At 42.3% G+C, this 6,738-nt stretch carries 4 protein-coding genes and 3 tRNA genes; all 7 read right to left on the reverse strand.

Annotated features, from left to right (window positions below; all coding sequences use genetic code 11):
* Positions 1–32: 32 nt before the first annotated feature.
* Positions 33–1,241, reverse strand: a complete 1,209-nt coding sequence (gspF, locus tag AC2SLM_RS05935; protein WP_486552584.1) for a type II secretion system inner membrane protein GspF — start codon at positions 1,239–1,241, stop codon at positions 33–35.
* A gap of 62 nt (positions 1,242–1,303) precedes the next feature.
* Positions 1,304–2,323, reverse strand: a complete 1,020-nt coding sequence (locus AC2SLM_RS05940; protein ID WP_486552585.1) for a hypothetical protein — start codon at positions 2,321–2,323, stop codon at positions 1,304–1,306.
* A 347-nt stretch (positions 2,324–2,670) separates the two neighbouring features.
* Positions 2,671–2,746, reverse strand: a tRNA-His gene (locus tag AC2SLM_RS05945).
* 63 nt (positions 2,747–2,809) lie between these two features.
* A tRNA-Arg gene (locus AC2SLM_RS05950) sits at positions 2,810–2,886 on the reverse strand.
* A 106-nt stretch (positions 2,887–2,992) separates the two neighbouring features.
* Positions 2,993–3,069, reverse strand: a tRNA-Pro gene (locus AC2SLM_RS05955).
* Between the two features lie 150 nt (positions 3,070–3,219).
* Positions 3,220–4,671 carry a 5-methylcytosine restriction system specificity protein McrC gene (locus AC2SLM_RS05960; protein WP_486552586.1) on the reverse strand — a complete coding sequence of 484 codons (1,452 nt, stop codon included), beginning with the start codon at positions 4,669–4,671 and terminating at the stop codon, positions 3,220–3,222.
* 84 nt (positions 4,672–4,755) lie between these two features.
* A complete protein-coding gene (locus tag AC2SLM_RS05965; protein ID WP_486552587.1) occupies positions 4,756–6,246 on the reverse strand; it encodes an McrB family protein in 1,491 nt (496 codons plus the stop codon).
* Positions 6,247–6,738: the final 492 nt, after the last annotated feature.

The raw sequence follows: 6,738 nt of genomic DNA on the forward strand, positions 1-6,738 counted from the left end.
TTATTACCATCTAAAGCTTTCTAAATTAGTAGCTAACCTGCCAAGTCATTCATATTAACAATCGGCAGCATAACCGCCATCACGATAATCATTACCACCACGCCCATTAGCACCAACATCAGCGGCTCAAGCAATGCCAATAAGGTACTAATAAAGTTTGTGGCCTCAGCTTCTTGCATATCTGCTGCTCGGCCAAGCATACCCTCAAGTTCACCTGAATTCTCACCACTTTTTATCATCTGTACCATCATTGGCGGAAAATAAGGAGAGTGTTCGAGTTGGCTCGATAGGCTAGCACCTTCCGTCACTTTTTCAGCGGCGGCTTTAATGGTCTGGGTAATATGAGTATTGGTTGTGACTGACGCACTAATTTGCAGTGCATCGATTAAGGGTACACCTGAGCGTACCAAAATAGAGAGCGTACTGGCAAAACGTGCTGCATTTAAACTTTTTGATAAGCGGGCAAACACAGGCATTTTTAAAATAAGCCCATCTAAGCTGTGTTGACCGACCTCTGTTTTGGCAAAACGGTATAGTAGCGTGGCCACAATGGCTATCACCAGTAATATCAACCACCACCACTGCGTAATAATATTAGACAGCCCCAATACAATTTGGGTAATCAGTGGTAGTGCTTGCTCTGATTGCTCAAACACCTTGACGATTTTTGGTACCACAAAGCTCATTAGGCCAATCACAACTGCTAAGGCCATCACCATTAATACGATGGGGTAAATCATCGCACCTTGGATTTTCTTTTGGAGTGCAAATTTATTCTCAGTGTAATCCGCAAGCTGCTTTAAGATTAAATCCAAGTGACCCGAGCGCTCACCGGCGGCAATGGTTGCCACATATAATTTAGGAAAATTAGTCGCTCGCTCTAATGCTTCAGCCAATCCGTGGCCTTCTAACACCAAAGAGCGAATAGACAACATCACTGATTTTACATGCGGTTTTTGCGACTGTTTTGCTACCGAAGCCAGCGCTTCTTCTAAGGGAATAGCCGCAGCTAATAACACCGATAATTGACGGGTAACAAGCGCCAAGTCATAGGCAGATAACCGCTTTTGTGAGGAGGTATTACCTTGACTACTATTGGCCTGCTCGACCACATCGACGCTGACCGGCATTAACGACTGGGCGCGTAGCTCTTGTCTGACTTGACGTGAAGAATCACCTTGCATCACGCCTTTTTTGATTTTTCCAGCCGTATCTAACGCTTTGTAATGGTATGCAGGCATGAGTATGTTATAACCCGTAAAAGAACAAATTAAATAGCTGCTTGAATGATATTTTGATGAGGTTAGTCATTGCCAAACGCACCAGGAAAATCTTTTAGACCCATCATATCTGGCATCTCAGGCATCAACCCTTTTACTAACAACATATCTAAATGAGCAATCTGCTGCTTTTTATCAAACTCGTTAACCTCAGCAATAAGCAGCTTCTCCACATATTTATCAAGCTGATAACCACTTAATCGCGCGCATAATACCGCTAGCTGATAAATACGGCGCTTACAATGCACATCGACATTATGTAGCAGGCGCACCATTTTGGCAGTTTCTAACGATGTATAATAATAATTGACCACGGTTTTCTCAGGCAACGGTGTTACGCCATAAGCGATAGACAGATGCGCTAAATAATAGCAGCAAAATAAGTAACCCATCACGTGACCGATAAAATAAGCACGATCATAGGTATAGCTAGTTACCCCAAAATGCCCCAACACATAACTGGTTAGACTGCCTTGGTCGGCAATACTATTAGTATCGCGTAAGCGGCCCACGGTAGGAACTTTCAGATGGTTTTTATTGACGGAAGTTAGCTGCCAACCTACTGGCTTTTGCGCCGGCATATGACGTACGATATCTGCGATCAAATCATCTACGACGTGTATTTGCTTCCACGCCATTGCCACTTTATCAAGATCTAAAATACCGCGCTGATCAAGCTTCTGTACCATCTCATACTGCTGATATTCGGCAAACTGTGATTTAAGCGAATGCACCATATAGGTAGGACGAATGGTATTATCTGCGGTATAAAATAGCTCGGTACGGCGATGCTGTCTGTTATATAAAGCGACTCTTTGTTGAGCTACTTTTTCAAGCTCTTTGCTATTTACCGCATTATTAATTGGCAATGGATCGGTCTGATACAGCGCAATCAACTCATCTTTGGTGGTTGGCGCAGCGGCAGGCTCGACTTTCGCTGCAATAGCCTCAGCATTTGGCTGATTCTCAGTGGCATTGTCAGTCGTATTTGTGGCTGGATTTGGGTTTTTCTTAACAGAAACAGTCACTGAAGGGGTTGCCATAAAATTACTCACACTATTTTGCATATATGCTTATCATAGCATTATTGCTACCACACAACACAGCCGTTTAAGAGCAAGTGGTAACCGCTTATCTTAAAATATGTTTATGAGAGTATGATGACTATAATATTATTTTTAAACCACTTCTAACGATAGATGGGTGTTGATAGGTGTTATTAAAGCTATCGATCTATGAAGTAGGCCGAGATGATAATAGATAAGTTAAAGAGATATTTATAGAAAGGCTATTGCAGAAATAACAGACACAAAAAAACCAATCGTGGCATAGCCAGATTAGCAAATAAATAACTGATAATTTATAGAGAGAATACTGCAGAGAAATAAATTGGGGCGACTGATGGGACTCGAACCCACGACAACCGAGATCACAACCCGGGGCTCTACCAACTGAGCTACAACCGCCATAATCAATAAATTGATTGGTGTAAGGTATAGTATACCTTATTTTGTTACTACAGGCGAAAGTGGTGCGCCTGGCAGGATTCGAACCTGCGACCACCTGCTTAGAAGGCAGATGCTCTATCCAACTGAGCTACAGGCGCTCATAGTGCTGACACAATCTCATTATAGCAATAAATATACTGAAATAATGACTCAATGTCGTATTTAAAGCATAAAAAAAAGCCTGTAAGGCTCTAATTAAAAAAGTGGTCGGAGTGATAGGATTCGAACCTACGACCCTCTGGTCCCAAACCAGATGCGCTACCAAACTGCGCCACACTCCGATATCTTACTTATTACAATTTCAATAACGTTATGATTAACTTAACCATTTGCGTCATTGCTATCGAGGTGCATATAATAGGATTAAAACCTCTTCCTGTCAACACCTTTTTCAATTAATTTGCAAAGTTTTTGAAATAATTGAAAATCGATCATATTAACAAGGCTCCCCGCTTCATATCGAAGGGTATGACACTCATGAAAGTGCTGCCGTCCTGTTGATGGCGCCTATTTTCGTCGAAATGACTGCTCACGTCAAGCCTTTGATTAAAATTTTTATTTTTAGGATAAATTAGCCAAGCATGCGCGCATCCCAACCGCTGTTGGTAAACAGATAATTGCTGCCAATCAGAGCCACTGACATCCTGTATTTTATCCACGGCTTTATACTTAACATCGATCACGTGCGTCTCCCGCCCATCCGCAGACCGTATACACGCATCCGGTATCAACTGCTGCACTACATTACACGCCTCATGACTACCTGTCTGCCCCTGCTCTACGCTCATTAGCCAATCTAATGTGGGCTGTATAACCAAATGGCTATCCGGCAGCTGCTGCTCAACATAGCGGGTCAACTTACCCAGTACCCAGCGCTCAAACGCAGTATTCATATTAATCATTAACGCTGGGGTTGGCGCATGCGATGAGAGAGAGATATCCTGTTGATTACTCTGTTTATCACTATAAATATGATTAAGCAGCCACCAGCACCATTGCAGCCCTTGATTAAGCGTCTGCTGCTGATAAGACGATAATTGCGCCGACCATATTACCGATTGTTGTCTGATCTGCTGATAGCTAGATAGCCAATCTCGAGCTGCCAAACGCTGAATACCTTGATAAGGATTATGGCTAATTAATGCAGCTTTAGAGCTTTGAAAATTAATATCTATTTGCAGACGTTGCAGCTGCGACCAACCTGTCGCCAAAAACTGCGATAGTAATTTATCATTATCAAAGACTGATTGCTCACTGTATAGATAATGCGGACGATGCCAGTTATTTTTGAGCTGTGCTTTTAGGTTAATCCTACCTTGCGCTTTGGGACTGTTATTGACCTGAGTCTGATAGCGATTGGGTAATATTTTCGCCGATGCTGCTATCTGCGCTTCAGCAATATTCAACAGTCCTTGGTACCAAGGCTGCTGTGAGTCGCTAAATATGGTATGAGGTAAATTTGGCAGCTCTAATTTGTTATAGGCTAAGTTATCGGTAGCACTTTTGCCCCACTCAATAGCCGCTATCGACTTGTATAACGAGTCATTCGCTATATCACTAAGCATCTGTGCTACCCAGCCTCTCGACTTTACTATATGGTGTTGGCGAGCGTGGCGGCCTCTTAGTGATGTTATGCCTACTTTGGGTAAAATCTCAAGACTCGCACCACTTGGCAGAATAACTTTGGCCAGATAATGACGTACTCTTAATACTATCTCTCCCTGCTTTACTTCAATGTTAAAACAAGGCAATTCTTTTTGAATCAGATAGTCAAAGTCGTCTTTGTGGCTAAAATCTTTGATGGTTAGCCACTCGTTCTCCAAACAGCTCATCACAGATTCAGCAGGCGTATTAAAAGATGCTTTTGATCGAGTTATTAACATGAGCCTGTCTTGTTTAAATAGCTATAATTCAAATGGCTATAATTTAAGTAACTATAATTTAAGCGGCTATCATCAATTTGTAATTTAACGATACATCTGCTGATAAGGCGCTGCCGTTAGATAGATATTTATTTTTTCAGCTGATTCTTCTGCATTAGTAGAAATATTCTGCTCTCTATTCTCCTTATTAATCTGACTGTCTATGCCGCTCGCTATCTCAATAAAATCATCAGCCAATGTGACAGACTCACTAACTAAAGGCTGTTGATAGCCATATTGCAGTCTATTAGCGTGCTCTGAGGAATTGGTATCAGTATCTGTCTTATCCACCTCAGTATTAGCAAAGAGACTGGCTGTACCGACTTCCAGTAGCGTCTTAGTTGAGATGCCATATAATACTTGTACTAAAATCTCAGTCGTCTGATTTGGTGAGACGCTGTGTTTAGCATACTCCATAATTTGTGGAATAATTTGTTGATATAAGCGTTTGGCTAATTCAGCGGCCGTAGTAATATTCATAAAATAAGACTGCCCAAGCTGCGCCTCATTGCCCAACAAGCCAGATAACCGCTGATTAATCACACGCATCATTTGAGCCAAATCAATCTCATTACCCTCGTTATCTTTTATCCTATCAACCACGCTGCTATCAGGATAACAGGGGATAAAATCAAAACGACGTCTAAAAGCGGTATCGAGTACTGTCAATGACTGATCTTGGGTATTCATGGTAGCGTAAATATCTACGTTACTAGGCACGCTAAACATCTGCCCTGAATACGTCAGACGTACCGTCATCGGCGTGCTACTACCTGCCCGTTTGCTCGGCTCAATCACACTCATAAGCTCACCGAAAACTTGAGCAGTATTGGCACGATTAATCTCATCGATGAGCATCGCATAACGATGCTCAGGGTCGGCACTGGCTTTGGCACACAGGCTCAAAAAAGCACCAGGCTGAATCTCATACTGCATCTGACCCGTTTGCGGATTAATACGCGGGCGAATTCCCTCCACAAACTCATCATAACCATAGGATTGATGAAAGCTAACCATGCTACTACGACTCACTACATGCTGCTCGGCATACTGCTGTTGACTGCTTTCATCGTAAAGCGACATCAAATCCGCAAGCCGATCCTTAAGTGTTGGTATCACCTCATCGAGTAAAAACCACTGGCTAGACTCGGTTTTATCAAAGTAGTAGTTTGCTGAGCGCTGAGTGGTATTAACCGTTACTGAATCGGGGTGAGCATGTTTGTTAAGCTGCACCCAAACCGTCTGATTAAGATTATCATTACGTTTGTTTGCTGCGGCCTTATCTTGGATTAATGGATGGCGCATCATCTCCGGCACGGTCATCATCCGATTTTCTAACAATAGAACCGTACACACCACATCGCACCAACCATAATGACTTATTTGCTGCAACCGCCACTGGGCCCATGGCGCATCAATAGACTCGTCATAAAGCTTTTGAATAGCAAGCAAACGGTGCGTTTTTCCGGTACCCGCAACACCGGTAAAGATAACATTGGTAGGCAGATTTGGTAATTTGGTCAATAACTTATTCAAGATAACTCTTCTTACTCTGATAGGATAGTTTGGTTTTGGGCAATAATTATTTGTGAACGCAGACGGCCTCTAGTTTAACCCAAGCTTTGCTATAATAAAAAAGATAGTCTCATTCTGTCTTGCTTAATATTTTAACAGTGCTCTACATCTCACTATTTATTGCGCAGTTATCTGTATTAATAATGGTAAGCTTAGGGCGTGTGGAACATTCGCAAATTAGCACTGCTGATAGCTAAAATTGTTTCAGACTAGGCGTAAACCGTAGTTAATGTCTAGACCTTGACTAGGTTTGCAACAATGTCTGGGGCGATTTTAGCATCAGCCTCACTCGAGCACAGATCTCGCCTTGCGAACGGGCAAAGCAGTTGTAACTATCCCCTAAAATAACACAGCTCAAACGTAGAATTTCTTATAAAATACCCATAAGGAGTTTTGATATGAGCAAACGAATGACTGAGACCCAAATCGTATCGATATTAAAAGAAGCAGAAG

This window comes from Psychrobacter sp. CX16 (assembly GCF_057396245.1).

What these genes read in the sequence shown, in the direction of transcription:
- AC2SLM_RS05940 (WP_486552585.1), bottom strand. Translation starts at nt 2,323, where the DNA reads ATGGCAACCCCTTCAGTGACTGTTTCTGTTAAGAAAAACCCAAATCCA.
- AC2SLM_RS05960 (WP_486552586.1), bottom strand. Translation starts at nt 4,671, where the DNA reads ATGTTAATAACTCGATCAAAAGCATCTTTTAATACGCCTGCTGAATCT.
- gspF (WP_486552584.1), bottom strand. Translation starts at nt 1,241, where the DNA reads ATGCCTGCATACCATTACAAAGCGTTAGATACGGCTGGAAAAATCAAA.